This window comes from Pseudomonas sp. R1-15, from assembly GCF_051132085.1.
In the GTDB taxonomy this organism is placed as follows: domain Bacteria; phylum Pseudomonadota; class Gammaproteobacteria; order Pseudomonadales; family Pseudomonadaceae; genus Aquipseudomonas.
Genome location: NZ_CP071660.1, coordinates 5,538,420 through 5,557,248 on the forward strand (window position 1 = coordinate 5,538,420; position 18,829 = coordinate 5,557,248).

17 protein-coding genes and 1 pseudogene are annotated in these 18,829 nt (G+C 59.0%); 8 read left to right on the forward strand and 10 right to left on the reverse strand.

What is annotated here, in order from left to right; genetic code table 11:
- Nucleotides 1-68: 68 nt before the first annotated feature.
- A complete protein-coding gene (locus tag J3P97_RS25070; protein WP_434672983.1) occupies nt 69-575 on the reverse strand; it encodes an ATP-dependent zinc protease family protein in 507 nt (168 codons plus the stop codon).
- 197 nt (nt 576-772) lie between these two features.
- Here J3P97_RS25070 and J3P97_RS25075 point away from each other — a divergent pair, with 197 nt between their 5' ends.
- Entirely contained in the window at nt 773-1,660 is an 888-nt protein-coding gene (locus tag J3P97_RS25075) for an acyltransferase (RefSeq protein WP_434672984.1), read from the forward strand.
- Here the strand turns inward: J3P97_RS25075 and J3P97_RS25080 are convergent, their stop codons facing one another.
- A complete protein-coding gene (locus J3P97_RS25080; RefSeq protein ID WP_434571332.1) occupies nt 1,661-2,230 on the reverse strand; it encodes a DUF2780 domain-containing protein in 570 nt (189 codons plus the stop codon).
- A gap of 159 nt (nt 2,231-2,389) precedes the next feature.
- Here J3P97_RS25080 and J3P97_RS25085 point away from each other — a divergent pair, with 159 nt between their 5' ends.
- From J3P97_RS25085 to J3P97_RS25110, 6 genes are all read left to right on the forward strand, one after another.
- Nucleotides 2,390-2,968 carry a hypothetical protein gene (locus J3P97_RS25085; protein WP_434602053.1) on the forward strand — a complete coding sequence of 193 codons (579 nt, stop codon included), beginning with the start codon at nt 2,390-2,392 and terminating at the stop codon, nt 2,966-2,968.
- Nucleotides 2,969-3,166: 198 nt separating this feature from the next.
- A complete protein-coding gene (locus tag J3P97_RS25090; protein WP_434672985.1) occupies nt 3,167-3,874 on the forward strand; it encodes a lytic polysaccharide monooxygenase auxiliary activity family 9 protein in 708 nt (235 codons plus the stop codon).
- A gap of 48 nt (nt 3,875-3,922) precedes the next feature.
- Complete coding sequence (locus tag J3P97_RS25095; protein WP_434672986.1) at nt 3,923-4,972, forward strand: RHS repeat-associated core domain-containing protein; 1,050 nt, start codon at nt 3,923-3,925, stop codon at nt 4,970-4,972.
- Nucleotides 4,973-4,997: 25 nt separating this feature from the next.
- Complete coding sequence (locus J3P97_RS25100) at nt 4,998-6,089, forward strand: RHS repeat-associated core domain-containing protein (RefSeq protein ID WP_434672987.1); 1,092 nt, start codon at nt 4,998-5,000, stop codon at nt 6,087-6,089.
- Between the two features lie 170 nt (nt 6,090-6,259).
- Nucleotides 6,260-7,297 carry an RHS repeat-associated core domain-containing protein gene (locus tag J3P97_RS25105; protein WP_434672988.1) on the forward strand — a complete coding sequence of 346 codons (1,038 nt, stop codon included), beginning with the start codon at nt 6,260-6,262 and terminating at the stop codon, nt 7,295-7,297.
- Between the two features lie 31 nt (nt 7,298-7,328).
- A complete protein-coding gene (locus tag J3P97_RS25110) occupies nt 7,329-8,312 on the forward strand; it encodes an RHS repeat-associated core domain-containing protein (RefSeq protein ID WP_434602061.1) in 984 nt (327 codons plus the stop codon).
- A gap of 80 nt (nt 8,313-8,392) precedes the next feature.
- Here the strand turns inward: J3P97_RS25110 and J3P97_RS25115 are convergent.
- A pseudogene (locus tag J3P97_RS25115) lies at nt 8,393-8,527 on the reverse strand (formaldehyde dehydrogenase, glutathione-independent); the annotation flags it as partial.
- A gap of 123 nt (nt 8,528-8,650) precedes the next feature.
- Here J3P97_RS25115 and J3P97_RS25120 point away from each other — a divergent pair.
- A complete protein-coding gene (locus J3P97_RS25120; RefSeq protein ID WP_434602062.1) occupies nt 8,651-9,634 on the forward strand; it encodes an RHS repeat-associated core domain-containing protein in 984 nt (327 codons plus the stop codon).
- 80 nt (nt 9,635-9,714) lie between these two features.
- Here the strand turns inward: J3P97_RS25120 and fdhA are convergent, their stop codons facing one another.
- The 7 genes from fdhA to glyA all read right to left on the reverse strand — a co-directional run bounded on the left by fdhA (nt 9,715) and on the right by glyA (nt 18,824).
- A complete protein-coding gene (gene fdhA, locus J3P97_RS25125; RefSeq protein ID WP_003177608.1) occupies nt 9,715-10,914 on the reverse strand; it encodes a formaldehyde dehydrogenase, glutathione-independent in 1,200 nt (399 codons plus the stop codon).
- Between the two features lie 188 nt (nt 10,915-11,102).
- Complete coding sequence (gene purU / locus J3P97_RS25130; RefSeq protein ID WP_434571318.1) at nt 11,103-11,960, reverse strand: formyltetrahydrofolate deformylase; 858 nt, start codon at nt 11,958-11,960, stop codon at nt 11,103-11,105.
- A 179-nt stretch (nt 11,961-12,139) separates the two neighbouring features.
- Nucleotides 12,140-12,772 carry a sarcosine oxidase subunit gamma gene (locus J3P97_RS25135; protein WP_434672989.1) on the reverse strand — a complete coding sequence of 211 codons (633 nt, stop codon included), beginning with the start codon at nt 12,770-12,772 and terminating at the stop codon, nt 12,140-12,142.
- A gap of 167 nt (nt 12,773-12,939) precedes the next feature.
- Nucleotides 12,940-15,957, reverse strand: coding sequence for a sarcosine oxidase subunit alpha (locus J3P97_RS25140; protein ID WP_434602064.1), 3,018 nt, complete (start codon nt 15,955-15,957; stop codon nt 12,940-12,942).
- Complete coding sequence (locus tag J3P97_RS25145) at nt 15,954-16,283, reverse strand: sarcosine oxidase subunit delta (RefSeq protein ID WP_434561923.1); 330 nt, start codon at nt 16,281-16,283, stop codon at nt 15,954-15,956. The genes J3P97_RS25140 and J3P97_RS25145 overlap by 4 nt, the downstream gene beginning before the upstream one ends.
- 14 nt (nt 16,284-16,297) lie before the next feature.
- Nucleotides 16,298-17,548: a sarcosine oxidase subunit beta gene (locus J3P97_RS25150; RefSeq protein ID WP_003206307.1), complete on the reverse strand. Its 1,251-nt coding sequence runs from the start codon at nt 17,546-17,548 to the stop codon at nt 16,298-16,300.
- Nucleotides 17,549-17,570: 22 nt separating this feature from the next.
- Nucleotides 17,571-18,824 carry a serine hydroxymethyltransferase gene (glyA, locus tag J3P97_RS25155; protein ID WP_030139294.1) on the reverse strand — a complete coding sequence of 418 codons (1,254 nt, stop codon included), beginning with the start codon at nt 18,822-18,824 and terminating at the stop codon, nt 17,571-17,573.
- Nucleotides 18,825-18,829: the final 5 nt, after the last annotated feature.

Below are 18,829 nucleotides of genomic sequence, written 5' to 3' on the forward strand. Positions count from 1 at the left end.
GCGACCGGGCCCGACAGTAAAGTTGCCGGAACGGTGCCCCAAGCCTCGGGGCACGTCAATCGGGGAAATCAACAGTCCGGTTTATCCGCCGTAAACCGCCGAGCCGGGTTCACCGCCGCGTCGAACTCACGCAAGGCCTTGGCACCGATCAGCAACGGGTAGTTGAAACTGCTGCGGTCGGTCAGGTTGACCTCGACGGTGCGCTTGACGTTACCCAGGCACATTTCCAGTTCCACCACCGGACGCTTGCTGGGGGCGACCTTTTCGTCGTCGTCCTCGTCCTCTTCGGAACGGGTCTTGATCTTGCTGATGCGGGCGATCTTGTGTTCGTAGATCTTGTTGCTCGCGCCCTTGGTCGCCAGGCGGAAACGTACCCAGTCATCGCCGTCACGGGTGAACGTCTCGATGTCCTTGGCCGACAGCGAGGCGGTCAATGCGCCGGTGTCCATCTTGGCCTTGAGCACTTCGCCACCGATTTCCGGCAGCGCGATGTATTCGTAGCGCCCATAGAGGGTCGGTTCGGCGGCGAGCACGGGGAGGGCCACCAGGGAAAGCAGGGCTAAAACGGATTTCATGTAAGGGGCTTCCGTTGTGGGAGTGGGATTTTAGACAGTGGCCGATGAATTCGTTCGGTAAAACGCACCGTGGCTCCCTCGCCACAAAAGCAGATTCAGCCTATACAAGTCCAAGTGAAACTTTCGTCCAGGCCGATTTGGCCTGCCGCTCGAAGCTGCTTATGATGGCCCGCCCAACCCGTTTGCAAGAGTCATCTATGCGCCGCCTGCTCACCGGCTGTTTCGTCACCCTGCTGCTATTGCTCAATACCCTGGTGCTGTTCGGGCCACTGATGGTGTTCGCATTGTTCAAACTGGTCCTGCCCGGGCGTCTTCGCGACTACGCCTCGTGGGCGGTGATGTGGATTGCCGAGACCTGGGCCGAGATCGACAAACTGATTTTCGCCTCGATCATCCCCACCCGATGGGACATTCGCGGCGGTGAAGGCCTGCGCAGCGACACCTCGTACCTGGTGATCAGCAATCACCAGTCATGGGTGGATATCCCCGCCCTGGTCCAGACCCTCAACCGACGCACGCCGTTCTTCAAATTCTTTCTCAAGAAAGAGCTGATCTGGGTGCCGTTCCTGGGGCTGGCGTGGTGGGCATTGGATTACCCTTTCATGAAGCGCTATACCAAGGCGTTCCTAGCGAAGAATCCGGAGCTGGCCGGCAAGGATCTGGAAATCACCAAGGCCGCCTGCGAGCTGTTCAAGCGTCAGCCAGTCACCGTGGTGAATTATCTCGAAGGCACGCGCTTCACCGCCGCCAAAAGCCAACAGCAGCAATCGCCGTTCAGTCATCTGCTCAAGCCCAAGGCCGGTGGCGTGGCGTTTGTGCTGGCGGCGATGGGCGAGCAGCTGGATGCGATCCTCGACGTGACGGTGGTTTATCCGCAGCAGCGCATCCCCGGGTTCTGGGACTTGATCAGCGGCGCGGTGCCCAGGGTCATCGTCGACATCCAGACCCGCGAACTGGACCCGGCGCTGTGGCAAGGCGATTACGAAAACGACCCGGTTTTTCGCCAGCATGTGCAGGACTGGGTCACCCAGCTCTGGCATGAAAAGGACCGGCGCATTGCCCAACTGCGCAACGAGGGCGGCTGATCAGATACCGGCGCCGGCGCCCCAGATGCCGCCCAGATTCTGCAACAACGAGCTGGCGACGCCCTGTTGGCCGAGGTACTGCAAGATGATCGGGGCAAACTGGCCGATCATGCCGCTGTCCATGCCCAGCGCGCTGAAGGCATTGTTCAGGTCACCGGTGTCCTTGACGTTGCCGAGCAAGCCGTCGAGCAAGGCGTTTTTGTCCGACCCGCCGCCCAGCAAGCCACCCAAGCCGTTAAGGCCACCGATGGCGCTGTTCCCGGCGATCTGATCGAGCCCCGGCACACTTTTGCTCAGCTCGGAGAACTGCGCCTCGCTGAGCTGGTTCCTGGCCAGCCCGAGCATCGCCCCGGCACCGCCCACGGCTTGCTCCGGCGTGATCTGGAGTTCCGAGCCGAGGGTGTTGAGCAACCCGGCGGCTTTCGGCGCAGCCGCCACCGCCCCCTCCTGCTGGTTGCCCTGAATGGCCGAGATCACGCTTGTCGCATCAGCGAGGCTGAACTGTGCGAAGGCCGGGCCAGCTGCCAACGAAAGCAGGCAAGACAGTGCAAAACCGCGTGAAACCTTCATCGGGACATCCTCTGGAACATGAAAAAGCCGCCCGGAAAGGGGCGGCGCAAAGTCGAGCGTTGGACTGGGATAGCCGGGGTTTGTTCAACACCGCGCTTGCCGCGTGCAGCAATGTCTGCCATCGAATACAGTGCAGCCTTCTTTCAGCAGAGTAACGCCATGAACGTACAAATCGGTGGCGGCGCCCTCGCGGTCATTCTGACGGGCATGCTCATCGCCTTCGGCGTCAGCGAGTGCCAGCGCGGCCCGTTGAATCCGGAGCTTGCCGACGACGTCAGCGACGCGCAAAAGACCTGGCTGACCATCGAGCACCGCATCAAGCGTTATGATCCAGCCCTGACGCAGGTCACGCGAGACCAGCAGGGCCTGACCGTTTTCTACCGCCCCGCCACGCCCACCGAGGAGGGTGACGATTGGGCGCCGGACATGCTGCGCATCGTCGGCCACGGCCTGGCGGCGCTGAATGGCGCGCCAGGAGGAAAGGCGTATACCCAAGTGACCGTGAAAGCGCGAATGCTTGCCGATGATGACGTCGAACTGATGTATGACATGCCGGGGTTCGATGCCATCAAGACCCAACAGGATGGCTACTTCAACTTCGCCAGCATGCCGCGCAGCCTGTCATTCAGTCCGGCCGCCCTGGCGCAGATCAAGGACGATTGCCGTGGCATGAACGCGCAGGCGTTCTATTCGCAATTCTGCCAGCGGGTCGGCGAGGCCATAACGAGCCAACCCTGAACGCAGTCGCACAGCGAGCTCTTGACCCGTTTTTTTGACGCAGTACTGTCAACTCTGACAGTAGGCAGTTGTTCATCCCGGTCCTAAGCTCGGATCGTCGAAGGTAAAAACCTTGGCAGATACCATTCCTTTGCGCTGAAAACAGCCCGGACGTCGTGTCCGAAATAAAGGAATTTTCTCTAGAAAAAGGAATTTACAATGAAATATTCCAGCCTAGCCCTGAGCTGCATCCTTCTGTCCAGCATCGGTTTGATCAGTTGCACTGATGTCAAAACCCCGCCCAAGAGCCCCGAGATAAAACACGGTACATCACAGATGCCTCCGTCCCGCCAGTACTACTGCTGGGATCAGCAAGACTTCAACAATGGCAGTGAAAACATCAAGAACGCTGCGTGTAGGGAAGCCTTTACAGCGGCAGGCGACGCCGACTGGGAACGCGCCCGCCTGTTCAACGATTGGAACGCCTACTCGCAAAACATCCCCGAAGGCACAAAGCCGGAAGATGTCGCTCCCGATGGGAAACTGTGTTCCGCCGGGCAGGATCGCTTCGACAGCATCAATATTAAAAGCGCCGCCTGGCACACCACCAACCTGGACGTGAAGGATGGCCGCGTGCAGCTCACTTACGTGGCGAGCCAGATGCATGATCCCAGCGAGTTCATGGTTTACCTGACCGACCCGGACAACCTCAATTGGGCCGCGCTGAAGCAATCCCCTGACGTCAAGGTGAGGCTCGCTCCGGACACCAAGGGACCGGGTACTTATTACCTGGACGTTCAATTACCTGCAGGCTACGCCACGGACAGCCGGTCAGTGATCTTCATCATGTGGCAACGCCATGAAGACCCTGCCCGTGAAACATTCTTCAGTTGCAGCGATGTGGTGCTGGTGAATGCGAAAGGGTAAGCGAGGCACTTTGTACTGTTAACAGCGGCCTTACACGGGACTGATCTCATGTCGAAGAACCAGCTAACCTTACTTTGCCAATACCATTACGATCCGCTGGACCGCCTGGCTGATTGCACGGTACCAGACCAGTCCAGCGCCCGACGCTTCTATGTGAAAGGCCGCGTGAGCACCGAGATCCAGGGGCAGATCCAACGTTCGGTCGTCCAACACGGCGATCAGCTGCTGGCGCAACAGCTGTGCCAAGGTGGCACCGTCGAAACCACCTTGCTGGCAACCGATCGACAGCGTTCTGTATTGCAGCTGCTTGATCCAACACAACCTGACGCCCTCGCCTACACGCCTTACGGCCATCACGTCCCGGCTAACGGCTTTCTCAGCCTGCTCGGCTTCAATGGCGAACGGCCGGATCCGGTGACCGGGCATTATCTGCTGGGTAATGGGTATCGGGCTTTCAATCCGGTATTGATGCGGTTCAACGGTCCAGACAGTTGGAGTCCGTTTGGAAAGGGTGGGTTGAATGCGTATACGTATTGCCTGGGGGATCCCATCAACCATCGGGATCCTTCCGGCCATGTCCCCGCTTTCATGAAGGGTATCCTGCGATCGCTAGGCTTCATGCCTTCCCGAACACACCCGCCCGTTCCCGTTGCCCGGTCCGTATCTCAGCGCTCCTTGTTATCAACTGAAGCTCCGGAGGCGAGGCTTCCGAGAGCACTCGATCGTCCGAGTTCCGATGTTGTTCCGGGAAGCTCGGCCCAGCCAAGCAGGCTTGGAAGAGAAGAAATAGCGGAAATGTTTTACATCGACGAGGATCTACCCGGCCTCCAGTACTTGATAGGCGAGGGCAATACTAAATATGGCGCAATCACGTTAAATCCAAAACAGGATCCCGATGCCTACCATCAATTCATGGACTTTTTAGAGCTACGAGATGAATTACTAGACCGTATCAATGAATTAAGAATGCGCGCAGGAGAAACACCAGATTACAACACTGCCACCGGGCTTCCCCGTTATACAAGCGCACTGGCGAGACAAAAAGAACTGGAAAACAGTGCAAAGCATGTGAGAACCGTGAGAGTGATACCCGAATAAAGCGAAAACACCCAGGAACAGACCCATGCCGGCGAAACGTGGAACATTGCTGTGTCGCTATCACTACGACCCGCTTGATCGCCTGGCCAATTGCACGCCATCGGCCCTGGCCAGCACCCAGCGCTTCTACCTGAAAGAGCGGCTGACCAGTGAAATTCAGGGCTCGGTACAACGATCGATTTTCCAACAGGACGGCCAACTTCTGGCTCAGCAACAGCGCCACGATGGCGCCATCGAAACCACATTGCTTGCCACCGACCGACAACGCTCGGTATTGCACGCGCTCACTGCCACGCAGCCTCATCCGTTCGCCTACACTCCCCACGGTCACCGCTCTGCGCGAAGCGGCTTGCTCGGCCTGCTCGGCTTCAACGGCGAACGGCCGGATCCGGTGACCGGGCATTATTTGCTGGGTAATGGCTATCGGGCGTTCAATCCGGTGCTGATGCGCTTCAACAGCCCAGACAATTTGAGTCCGTTTGGGGAGGGTGGGTTGAATGCATATGCGTACTGTGGCGGGGATCCGACAAATCATTCGGATCCCAGCGGCCACGCATTTGGCTGGTCGCTGGTCAAAAACAGTCTTTCCAAAATAATAAAGACAGCCACACCACCTCCTTCGAAAGTAATCAATGATTTTGCCCTTCCGGGATTACCTTCACGAGCCATGAGAAGGGCTTCGGAGTCATCTCCCCCGCTCAAACCCGACATAGAAACTTTCGAGTTCATAGGTTTTCATGGCTCAACTAAAGAAAATTACCGTAGTTTGACGAGAGGTCCAAATCCAAATTTCATGGACAGTGTGGGTGGCCTCAGCGGTGGCAGAGGATTTTACGTAGCGCCGAAACGACCAATAGCAATCGATTTTTCACAAGTCGCGGCCAGTTACAGTAATGGCACACCTCATGTTTATACAGTTCACGTCAGAGGATTCAGCGCCATGACGCCAGGTCGACATTATCAGTTCCGCACAATGGGCGAAGGGGGCTTAGCTCTACGATCGCTATCCGAGATGGAGATAGTTCTACACGAGAAAATATACAATCGAATAGCAATATACATGACTGACATCAGAAGCAAGCCAACTCTTCCAAGAGCTTCAGAGGCACCTTTTTAACGTCTATCTATGTATGACAATGATCGCCACGCCAACGGGCGAATGTATTCCATCGTCGGGGCTGGAGGTTATCGGGAGCCAAACCTAACACTTCTGCTAGCTAGACAACGCTGCGCATCTGCCTAAGCCTGATACCTGCGTCCGAGGTTCTTTAATTCAGAGCGAAGCCCATGCCTTCTACAGACGAAACGCTACTTTGCCGCTATCACTATGACCCTCTCGATCGCCTGGCCGATTGCATACCAGCAGCCCAGGCCAGCGCCCAGCGCTTCTACTTGAAGCAGCGCCTGACCTCAGAAATTCAAGGCTCGGTGCAACGGTCGATCTTTCAGCACGACGACCAGTTGCTGGCCCAGCAGTACCGGGAAAATGAGATTGGCACAGCCACCTTGCTCGCTACCGATCAGCACCGCTCGGTTTTACGGGTGCTCGACACAGCGCAATCCTATCCCCTTGCCTATACGGTCTATGGTCACCGCTCTGAGGAAAACGGCCTGCTCAGTCTGCTCGGCTTCAATGGGGAACGGCCGGACCCGGTGACCGGGCATTATTTACTGGGCAAAGGATATCGCGCATTTAACCCAGTACTGATGCGGTTCAACAGCCCGGACAGCTTGAGTCCGTTTGGCAAAGGTGGGTTGAATCCATATGCCTATTGCTTAGGGGACCCGGTAAATTATGCGGATCTAACAGGACATATACCGCTCAGGGGATTATTCAGAAGCTTGAGACAACTTTTTGCGCCAAAAACACGAAGCTCAATAAAAAATACCAAGCAGTCTTTATCGCCACCCGTTTCGCCAGCGGCGAAAAAATCCACGGACAGTACAAGAGATTTAATTGGCTTCCACGGCACGAGCCGCGAGAATGCAGAGCAAATCATAAATAACGGCATTCGAAGCAAGAGCAAGGGAGACTCCTTTTTTGTCACCAACACGTTTGACAGTGCAAACAACTATTCCAGCCTTCAAAAGAACGGTGCCGTCCTCGAGATCTACAGCAACGACGTTGACCAGGTTCGGGCGTTTTCAACACGTAGCATGGTCAAGCAATCGAATATCCCACAATTGAAGATCCCCGAGGCAGCGCATAAATCCTTGAGTTTCAAGATTATCTCCTCCACCGATAGAAGCTCTAACTTCAACAGGTTCATGACCGAGCAAGAAAGTGCCGCTTATTGGATTGGCGCATTTCGAAAACAGCTTTAAATAAAAAAACAGGCTTATACGGAGCAATTTTATGTCGACAGAGAGAATAGATACGCTTTGCCGCTATCACTACGACCCTCTCGATCGCTTGGTCGACTGCACCCCAGCAGCCCAGGCCCGCACTCAGCGCTTTTATCTGAAGGAGCGCCTGGCCAGCGAAATCGAGGGTTCGGTGCAACGATCGATTTTCCAGCACGACGACCAATTGCTGGCACAGCAGCAACGGGAAAATGCGATCAGCAAAACCACGGTGCTCGCCATCGACCAGCAGCGTTCTGTTTTACAGATGCTCGACGCAACGCAACCTTACGCCTTCGCTTACACGGCCTACGGTCACCGCCCTCATGTAAACGGCTTGCTCGGCCTGCTTGCCTTCAATGGAGAACGACCCGACCCCGTGACCGGGCATTATTTACTGGGCAATGGATATCGCGCATTCAACCCAGTGCTGATGCGGTTCAACAGTCCGGACAGTTTGAGTCCGTTTGGCAAGGGTGGGTTAAATGCTTATGCGTATTGCACTGGAGATCCGGTGAACAAGGCCGATCCCTCTGGGCATTTCCCCAACGTATGGAAAGGCTTACTAAACCTTATCGGGCTAAGGACAGCTCAGCGCTATAGAACACCACTTGGAGCGTTTGAAAAGATCAAGGGAGTACACGTTGTCTATGATGAAATCTTCAGCTATTTACCCGGATCGGACATGGCCTCGCTTGCTAAGACATCACAGGCCATGAAACAAGAAGTCTATTCGATGGCAAAATCACCTGTCCACCTTTTCAAACCGGAACTTGGAGAAGCCTCTATAGAGAGCCTCAAATCCGCAGCACGGGGTCACATGAATGGAATCGTTCCTGCTCACGCAATCGAAATGACAAACGCTTATCAACAAAAAAGAAGCGCAGGTTTCACTCTTGGTATCCGTATTCGTGCGACGACGGTGGGTGCCTACCATGCCAGATTTGGGCGGTATGATAGTTTAGGGAGAGAACGCGGAGTTTTTTTTACCGACTGATTCTGTCACCTCGAAAACAACCCGAGCACATAAAAGGGGCGGCATCGCATTGCCGCCCTTTCATTACTGCAGACCCAACCTTACGCCGCACTAAACAACTTATGCGGATCGATCACAAACTTCTTCGGCACACCCGCATCGAACTCGCCATAGCCCTTCGGCGCGTCATCCAGGCTGATGACCTGCACGCCGATAATTTCAGCAATGTTGATGCGGCCCCCATGAGCAGGGACCAGCTAGTGGCTATCATACCTAACACTTCTGCTAGCTAGACAACCCTGTGCATCTGCCCGAGCCTGATACCTGCGTCAAAGGTCCTTTAATTCAGAGCGAATTCCATGCCTTCTACAGACGAAACGCTACTTTGCCGCTATCACTATGACCCTCTCGATCGCCTGGCCGATTGCACACCAGCGGCCCAGGCCAGCACCCAGCGCTTTTACTTGAAGCAGCGCCTGACCTCAGAAATTCAAGGCTCGGTGCAACGATCGGTTTTCCAGCACGACGACCAATTGCTGGCACAGCAGCAACGGGAAAATGCGATCAGCAAAACCACGGTGCTCGCCATCGACCAGCAGCGTTCTGTTTTACAGATGCTCGACGCAACGCAACCTTACGCCTTCGCTTACACGGCCTACGGTCACCGCCGTCATGTAAACGGCTTGCTCGGCCTGCTTGCCTTCAATGGAGAACGACCCGACCCCGTGACCGGGCATTATTTACTGGGCAATGGATATCGCGCATTCAGCCCAGTGCTGATGCGGTTCAACAGTCCGGACAGTTTGAGTCCATTTGGCAAGGGTGGGTTAAATGCTTATGCGTATTGCACTGGAGATCCGGTGAACAAGGCCGATCCCTCTGGGCATTTCCCCAACGTATGGAAAGGTTTACTAAACCTTATCGGGCTAAGGACAGCTCAGCGCTATAGAACACCACTTGGAGCGTTTGAAAAGATCAAGGGAGTACACGTTGTCTATGATGAAATCTTCAGCTATTTACCCGGACCGGACATGGCCTCGCTTGCTAAGACATCACGGGCCATGAAACAAGAAGTCTATTCGATGGCCAAATCACCTGTCCGCCTTTTCAAACCGGAACTTGGAGAAGCCTCAATAGATAGCCTCAAATCCGCAGCACGGGGTCACATGAATGGAATCGTTCCTGCTCACGCAATCGAAATGACAAATGCTTATCAACAAAAAAGAAGCGCAGGTATCACTATTCGTATCGGTAATCTTGCGGCGAGTGTGGATGCCTACCACGCCAAATTTGGGCGGTATGATAGTTTAGGGAGAGCACGCGGATTTTATTTACCCGACTGATTCTGTTACCTCGAAAACAACCCGAGCACATAAAAGGGGCGGCATCTCTTTGCCGCCCTTTCATTACTGCAGACCCAACCTTACGCCGCACTAAACAACTTATGCGGATCAATCACAAACTTCTTCGGCACGCCCGCATCGAACTCGCCATAGCCCTTCGGCGCGTCATCCAGGCTGATGACTTGCACGCCAACGATTTCAGCAATGTTGATGCGGTCCCACATGATCGCCTGCATCAGTTGGCGGTTGTACTTCATCACCGGGGTCTGGCCGGTGTGGAAGCTGTGGGATTTGGCCCAGCCCAGGCCGAAGCGGATGCTCAGGCTGCCCATTTTTGCAGCGGCATCAACTGCGCCCGGGTCTTCGGTGACGTAAAGGCCGGGGATACCGATCTTGCCGGCCACGCGGACCACGCCCATCAATGAGTTGAGCACTGTGGCCGGGGCTTCGTGCTTGACGCCGTCATGGCCGTGGCCGCGGGCTTCGAAGCCCACGCAATCGACGGCGCAGTCCACTTCTGGTTCGCCCAGCAGCGCGGCGATTTGCTCGTGCAGCGGGGTGTCTGTGGACAGGTCGACGATTTCAAAGCCTTGGGCCTTGGCGTGAGCCAGGCGGATGGAGTTGACGTCGCCGATGATCACTACCGCAGCACCCAGCAGGCGGGCGGAAGCGGCAGCCGCGAGGCCAACCGGGCCGGCGCCGGCGATGTAGACGGTGCTGCCAGGGCCGACACCAGCGGTGACGGCGCCGTGGTAGCCGGTCGGCAGGATGTCGGACAGGCAGGTCAGGTCGCGGATTTTCTCCATGGCCTTGTCGCGGTCCGGCAGTTTCAGCAGGTTGAAGTCGGCGTACGGCACCAGCACGTATTCAGCCTGACCGCCAGTCCAGTCGCCCATGTCGACATAACCGTAGGCACCGCCGGCACGGGCCGGGTTGACCGTCAGGCAAACACCGGTGTGTTGCTCCTTGCAGGAACGGCACCGCCCGCACGCAACGTTGAATGGCACCGAGACCAGGTCACCGATTTTCAGGTTTTCGACGTCGCTGCCCTTTTCGATCACTTCACCGGTGATCTCGTGACCCAGGACCAGACCGGTCTGGGCAGTGGTACGGCCGCGCACCATGTGTTGGTCGGAACCGCAGATGTTGGTGGAGACTACGCGCAGGATGACGCCGTGCTCGATCTTCCTGCCGCGCGGGTCCTGCATTTTGGGATAGTCGATTTTCTGTACTTCGACCTTGCCGTTGCCGAGATACACGACACCACGATTACCAGACATGCTTTCACCTCGCTGTTGTTTTTGTGGAACTGCGTTGCCCAGGCAGGCAGCGCGTTGATTGCTCGGGTTAGTGCTTGTGTCTTGTTTCTGTGTTGTTTGGGAGGGCCTCTTCGCGAGCAGGCTCGCTCCCACATTGGAATCTGTGTGCTCCCCTATAGTGTGGGAGCGAGCCTGCTCGCGATGTCGGCCTAAAGAACGACCGTGCGATTGGCGTTCAGAAATACTCGTCGCTCGATGTGATACCCCACCGCCCGCGCCAACGTGAGCCCTTCGATGTCCCGCCCCTTGGCGATCAGGTCTTCGGGATAGTGGCTGTGATCCACCACTTCGACGCCCTGGGCGATGATCGGACCTTCGTCCAGGTCGTTGTTGATGTAATGCGCCGTGGCGCCTACCAGTTTCACGCCTTTGTTGTAGGCCTGGTGATACGGCTTGGCGCCCTTGAAGCCCGGCAGCAACGAGTGATGGATGTTGATGGCCTTGCCGTCGAGCTTGCGGCACAGTTCCGGCGACAGCACTTGCATGTAGCGGGCAAGAATCACCAGCTCGGCGCCGGTCTCCTCGATCACCTGCCACACCTGCCGTTCCTGGGCCGGCTTGTCGTTCGGGTCCAGGGGGAAATGGTAGTAAGGAATCTGGTGCCAGTCGGCGAGCGGCTTGAGGTCGGGGTGATTGGAGACCACGGCCACTACGTCCATCGACAACTGGCCGATGCGTTGGCGGTAGAGCAAGTCGTTGAGGCAGTGATCGGCCTTGGAGACCATGATCACCACTTTCGGCCGGTAGTTGGGCGGCGTCAGTTCGAAGACCATGCCGAAGGCTTGCGCCCGCTCGGCCAGGCCGGCGCGGAAGCTCTGCTCGTCGAAACCGTCAGGTTGGCGAAACTCCACGCGAATGAAGAAGCGCGCCGAGAGCCGGTCGTCGAAGGAATGATGCTCGGTGACGTAGCAGCCCTGCTCGAATAAAAAGCGGGTCACCGCATCCACCGTGCCGAGCACGCTGGGGCAGTCGGCAGTCAGTATCCATGTGTCTGGGGCGCGGCTCATTGCGGTGACTCCTGTTCAAAATTAACTGAGCGACAAAGAACCCTGTGGCGAGGGAGCTTGCTCCCGCTCGGCCGGGCTGGCGCTCCAGTGCGTAGCAACCGCCAAAAAGCGAGAGCCGCTACGCGCCCCAGCGGGAGCAAGCTCCCTCGCCACAAAAAGCCGCGGTCGGCTTTCAGTCCTTACGCCTGCACGCTCAACCCATACTCAGCCGCCGCATCCTGCAACCACAGCCACCAGTAATCGGAAAAGCTGCGGCGGATCACCAGTTCCCAGGTGTCTTCAGCGGTGTGGCGGATCACCAGTTGCGACTTGGCGAACACCGTGCCAACGGCCTTGCCCACCGGGAAGTTACTTGGGTGTACATCGTAGCTGGTGGATTTCATCAGCACGTCGCGCACGTTCGGGCCGGACAGCTCGAGGATTTGCTGGCCGCCGCTGACGTTGACGATCTGGATGTGCAGTTCACCCAGCGCTTCGCGCAGGTTCTTTTCGGCGGCAAATTCCTCGCCGCTCGGCACTATCAGCAGCCATTCATCCGGGCCCAGCCATTGCAGGCTGGTTTCACCCTTGATGATGACGGCCAGCGCACCCGGCAATTCCAGGCCCAGGGCCTTGTGCACGCCGGCAGCAAACGCCGGGTCGTGGCCGTCGCCACGAATGGTCAGGTGGCCCAGGAGTTTTTTCTCGCGCACGGTCACACCGGCGTTCTTGCGGCCCTTGCCCACCAGGCTGGCGAGGTCGGCATGGTGCAGCGACGACTCGGCCTTGGCCCCGGTGGTGGGGCGTTGTTGGTACACGTTGACTGCGGTCATATGGAGCACCTGTCTGAATGCTGTTGAGTCAAACCCTTGTGGTGGCCGTCAGGCCGTCATCGCGAGCAAGCTCGCTCCCACAAGGGTTACATGATCAACTGTGGGAGCGAGCTTGCTCGCGATGAAGCCGACGCGGTATCGCCGTTCTCCCACAGGACCTCAAGCCACTAGATATTCTGCCGATCCCCCTTCGGATCGAAGAACACCGAAGAAACGATCTCTGCCTCGATCACCCGGCCATCCGCCAGCGGGGCGAAGACTCGCTCGCCGAGGCGCTTCAAGCCGCCCTTGACCACGCCCATCGCAAACGAATAACCCAGAGAGTTATGCGCATAGCTGGAGGTCACGTGGCCGACCATCGACATCGGGATCGCCTGCTTGGGGTTGAACACCAGCTGCGCGCCTTCCGGCAGCCAGACATTCGGGTCGATCGGCTTGAGGCCCACCAGTTGCTTGCGCTCTTCACGCACGCAGTCTTCGCGATTCATCCCACGCCAGCCGATCCACGAGAACGGCTTGGTCCGGCCGACGCACCAGCCCATGTTCAGGTCGTCCGGGGTCATCGAGCCGTCGGTGTCCTGGCCGACGATGATGAAGCCCTTCTCGGCCCGCAACACGTGCATGGTCTCGGTGCCATACGGGGTCAGGTTGTACTTCTTGCCGGCCTCGACGATCTGTTCGAGCACGCCCATGGCGTAGTCGGCCTGCACGTTGATTTCGTACGACAGCTCACCGGTGAACGAGATGCGGAACACTCGCGCCGGCACGCCGCCTACCAGGCCTTCCTTCCAGGTCATGAACGGGAAGCCGTCCTTGTCCAGGTCGATGTCGGTGACTTCGCTCAGCAGCTTGCGGCTATTGGGCCCCGACAGGGTCATGGTCGCCCAGTGGTCGGTAACCGAGGTGAAATACACCTTCAGGTCCGGCCATTCGGTCTGCTGGTAGATCTCCAGCCATTGCAGTACACGGGCCGCACCGCCAGTGGTGGTGGTCATCAGGAAGTGGTTGTCGGCCAGACAGGCGGTCACGCCGTCGTCGAAGACCATGCCGTCTTCCTTGCACATCAGGCCGTAGCGGGCCTTGCCCACGTCGAGCTTGGTCCAGGCATTGGTGTAAATGCGGTTGAGGAACTCACGGGCATCTGGGCCCTGGATGTCGATCTTGCCCAGGGTCGAGGCGTCCAGCAGACCGACGCTGTCGCGCACGGCCTTGCACTCGCGCTTGACCGCGGCATGCAGGTCTTCGCCGTTCTTCGGGAAGTACCAAGGCCGTTTCCACTGGCCGACGTCTTCGAACTCGGCGCCGTTTTTCACATGCCAGGCATGCAGCGCGGTGAAGCGCACCGGTTCGAAGATGTGCCCGCAGTGCCGACCGGCCACCGCGCCGAAAGTCACCGGCGTGTAGTTCGGACGGAACATGGTGGTGCCCATCTGTGGGATGCTCACGTTCAGCGAGCGGGCCGCGATGGCCAGGCCGTTGACGTTGCCCAGCTTGCCCTGGTCGGTGCCGAAGCCCAGTGCGGTGTAGCGCTTGACGTGTTCCACCGACTCGAAGCCCTCGCGGGTGGCAAGTTCGATGGCGGCGGCGGTGACGTCGTTCTGCAGGTCGACGAATTGCTTCGGCGCCCGTGCGGTGGTTTTTTCATGCGGCACCTGGAACAACGCCAGGGTCGGTTCTTCATGACGGCTCAGGGCCTTGGGCAACACGCCCTCAACAGCCTTGAAACCGGCTTCGCTGGCCGCGCGCACGCCGCCTTCAAAACCGTCGGCCAAGGAATCGCCGAGGCCGTAGACGCCATTCACACCGCCGACGCAAACGCGTTTCTGCGGCGCTTCGCCCGGCACGAAACCGAGGATGTCTTCACGCCAGATCGGCTTGCCGCCCAAGTGCGAAGCCAAGTGGACCACCGGGCTGTAGCCGCCGGAACTGGCCACCAGGTCGCAGTCCAGCCATTCGCCAGGGCTGGTGACCTTGTGGGCGCGGACGTCGATCGCGGCGACACGTGCACCGGTGACGCGCTTGCTGCCACGGGCTTCGATCACGGCGCTGCCGGTGAGGATGCGGATGCCTTTGGCGCGGGCTTCTTCCACCAGCGCACCACGCGGGTTACTGCGGGCATCGGCGACGGCCACCACTTGCAGGCCGGCGTCGAACCAGTCCAGGGCGACGCGATAGGCGTGGTCGTTGTTGGTGCTCAACAGCAGTTTATTGCCCGGCGCCACGCCATAGCGGCGTATGTAGGTAGAAACCGCGCCAGCCAGCATATTGCCCGGCACGTCGTTGTTGCCGTAGACCAGCGGGCGCTCGCAAGCACCAGTCGCCAGCACCACACGCTTGGCGCGAACCCGGTTGATGCGCTGGCGAACCTGGCCGATCGGTGCGCGGTCGCCGAGGTGGTCGGTGAGGCGCTCGTGGATGGTCAGGAAGTTGTGGTCGTGGTAACCGTTCACCGTGGCGCGAGGCAGCAACACCACCTCCGGCATCGAGCGCAGTTCAGCCACCGCCGCCGCGACCCACTCGGTCGCCGGCTTGCCGTCCAGGCTTTCGCGGGAGTCGAGCAGGCTGCCGCCGAATTCTTCCTGCTCATCGGCCAGGATCACTCGCGCACCGCTGCGAGCCGCGGCCAATGCTGCGGCCAGGCCAGCAGGGCCAGCGCCGACGATCAGCACGTCGCAGTGACGATTCATGTAGTCGTAGGTGTCCGGATCGTTCTCGGTCGGCGAGCGACCCAGCCCTGCGGCCTTGCGGATGTACTTTTCGTAAGTCATCCAGAACGATTGCGGGTACATGAAGGTTTTATAGTAGAAGCCCGGCGGCATCAGCTTGCCGCCGACCTTGCCGAGAATCCCCATCATGTCGTTGTTGACGTTCGGCCAACCGTTGGTGCTGGTGGCTACCAGGCCCTGGTACAGCGCCTGTTGCGTGGCGCGCACGTTCGGGATCTGCGTGGCTTCGGTGGCACCGATCTGCAGCACCGCGTTCGGCTCTTCCGCACCGGCGGCAAAGATGCCGCGCGGACGGGAATACTTGAAGCTGCGGCCGATGATGTCGACACCGTTGGCCAGCAGCGCAGCGGCCAGGGAATCGCCTTCGAAGCCTTTGTAGGTCTGGCCGTTGAAGGTGAATGTCAGCACTTTGTTGCGGTCGATCCGTCCGCCGTTGGACAGGCGATTGATCTGGCTCATACCTTCTCTCCCAGAGCCTGCGCGGCCGCTTTCGGACTGTCAGCCTTGTCGGTGAATTGCGGCTTTTGACCGATCTTGTAGGTTTCGAGAATCTCGTAGGTCACGGTGTCACGGGTCGCGTTGAAGTACTGGCGGCAACCGGCGGCATGAATCCACAGCTCGTGGTGCAGACCGCGAGGGTTGTCGCGAAAGAACATGTAGTCGCCCCACTCCTCGTCGGTGCAGGCGTTCGGATCCAGCGGACGCGGGATGTGCGCCTGGCCGGATGCGTGGAATTCCTCTTCGGAGCGCAGTTCGCCGCAGTGAGGACAGAAGATGTGCAACATGGGGATTTCTCCTGTTAGTGGGCAACCGCAGCAGCGCCGTGTTCATCGATCAACGCACCGTTGTGGAAACGGTCGATGGAGAAAGGGGCGGCCAATGGGTGCATTTCGCCCTTGGCCAAACTCGCGGCAAACACGTTGCCCGAGCCAGGTGTCGCTTTAAAGCCACCGGTGCCCCAACCGCAGTTGAAGAACATGTTCGGCACCGGAGTCTTGGAGATGATCGGGCAGGCGTCCGGGGTGGTGTCGACGATGCCGCCCCACTGGCGGTTCATGCGCACCCGCGAGAGCACCGGGAACATCTCGACGATGGCCTGGATGGTGTGTTCGATCACCGGGTACGAGCCACGCTGGCCGTAGCCGTTGTAGCCGTCGATACCGGCCCCGATCACCAGGTCGCCCTTGTCGGACTGGCTGATGTAGCCGTGCACGGCGTTGGACATGATCACGCTGTCAATGATGGGCTTGATCGGCTCCGACACCAGCGCTTGCAGCGGGTGGGATTCGATCGGCAGGCGGAAGCCGGCGAGCTTGGCCATGTGCCCGGAGTTACCTGCGGTCACCACGCCGACGCGCTTGGCGCCGATGAAGCCCTTGTTGGTTTCCACACCGATGCACACACCGTTTTCCTTGCGGAAACCGATTACTTCGGTCTGCTGGATCAGGTCCACGCCCAAGGCATCCGCCGCCCGGGCAAAACCCCAGGCCACGGCATCGTGACGGGCCACGCCGCCGCGACGCTGGACGGTGGCGCCCATCACCGGATAACGGGTGTTCTTCGAGCAATCCAGGTATGGGATCTCGTCGGCCACTTGCTTGGCGTTGAGCAGTTCGCCGTCCACGCCGTTGAGGCGGTTGGCGCTGACGCGGCGCTCGGAATCACGGATGTCCTGCAAGGTGTGGCACAGGTTGTAGACGCCACGCTGGGAGAACATCACGTTGTAGTTCAGGTCCTGGGACAGGCCTTCCCAGAGTTTCATCGCGTGTTCGTACAGGTGGGCCGATTCGTCCCACAGGTAGTTGGAGCGCACGATGGTGGTGTTGCGCGCGGTGTTACCGCCGCCCAGCCAGCCCTTCTCAACCACGGCGACGTTGGTGATGCCGTGCTCCTTGGCCAGGTAGTAGGCGGTCGCCAGACCATGCCCGCCGCCGCCGACTATAACCACGTCGTAGACCTTTTTCGGGGTCGGCGTGCGCCACATCCGCTGCCAGTTTTCATGATGGCTGAGTGAGTGTTTGAAGAGGCCGAAGCCCGAATAGCGTTGCATAGTCATTTACTCCAAAACCGACTCAGCGATAAACCGGGAAGTCCGCGCACAAGGCCGCCACTTGCTGCGCGACATTGGCCTCGACGTCGGCGTCGCCGAGGTTGTCGAGGATGTCGCAGATCCAGCCGGCCAGCGTGACGCACTGGGTCACCTTGAAGCCGCGAGTGGTCACCGCCGGGGTGCCGATGCGCAGGCCCGAGGTCACGAACGGCGATTGCGGGTCGTTCGGCACGGCGTTCTTGTTGACGGTGATGTGGGCGCGGCCCAGGGCGGCGTCCGCGTCCTTGCCGGTCAGGCCCTGGCGGATCAGGCTGACCAGGAACAGGTGGTTGTCGGTGCCGCCGGACACTACATCGTAGCCGCGCTTGATGAACACGCCCGCCATGGCCTGGGCGTTGTCGATCACTTGCTGCTGGTAAGCCTTGAAGCCCGGCTCCGCCGCTTCCTTGAAGCACACCGCCTTGCCGGCGATGACGTGCATCAGCGGGCCGCCCTGGGCTCCGGGGAATACGGCGGCGTTGAGCTTTTTCTCGATCTCTTCGTTGGCCTTGGCCAGGATCAGGCCGCCGCGTGGGCCGCGCAGGGTCTTGTGGGTAGTGGTGGTGACCACGTCGGCGTACGGCAGCGGGTTCGGGTACAGGCCGGCGGCAACCAGGCCGGCGACGTGGGCCATGTCGACGAACAGCAGCGCACCGACCTTGTCGGCGATCTGGCGAAAGCGTGGGAAATCCAGAGTCTTGGAATAGGCAGAAAAACCGGCCACGATCATCTTCGGCTTGCACTCGACCGCCAGGCGCTCGACTTCGTCGTAGTCGATCAGGCCCGTAGTGGTGTCGATTCCGTATTGCACCGCGTTGTACAGCTTGCCCGAGGACGACACCTTGGCGCCGTGGGTCAGGTGACCGCCGTGGGCCAGGCTCATGCCGAGGATGGTGTCGCCGGCTTGCAGCAAGGCCAGGTACACGGCGCTGTTGGCCGACGAACCGGAATGCGGCTGGACGTTGGCGTAATCGGCGCCGAACAGTTGTTTGGCGCGCTCGATGGCCAGGGCCTCGACCTTGTCGACGTGCTCGCAGCCACCGTAATAGCGCTTGCCCGGGTAACCTTCGGCGTACTTGTTGGTCAGGCCGCTGCCCTGGGCCTGCATCACGCGCTTGCTGGTGTAGTTCTCCGACGCGATCAGTTCGATGTGATCTTCCTGGCGTTGCTCCTCGGCATTCATCGCCGCCAGCAGTGCATCGTCGTAACCCTGGATCTGGTCTTGCTTGCTGAACATCGCGT